Here is a 250-nt window from a genome sequence, read left to right as displayed (position 1 = left end):
AAGTCTTACCGGTTGCTTTGTCGAATACTTGAACTTTAGTACCCGCATCACCTTTAATCTGAATAGTGTTATTCAGTGGTTTGGTGATTTCTTTGTTTTCCTCATCACGCAAACCGAAGGTGCCATCAGCATCTTTACCATCTTTACCGTCTTTACCATCTTTCACGGTTGCGGTAGTAGTAGAGATGACTTTACCGTCTTTATCGAAGTTGTTGATAGTAATGGTAGAAGTACCTTTAGCTTCATCACG

At 40.4% G+C, this 250-nt stretch carries 1 protein-coding gene; it reads right to left on the bottom strand.

What is annotated here, in order from left to right; all coding sequences use genetic code 11:
- The coding region (locus ACTHSP_RS23940; protein ID WP_440347223.1) for a hypothetical protein at positions 1–250 on the bottom strand (250 nt) is incomplete at both ends.

It is taken from the genome of Neisseria sp. P0001.S005 (genome assembly GCF_051963715.1).
The sequence above is the reverse complement of the archived record's forward strand: the minus strand, read 5'-3'. Positions and strand labels throughout refer to the sequence as shown.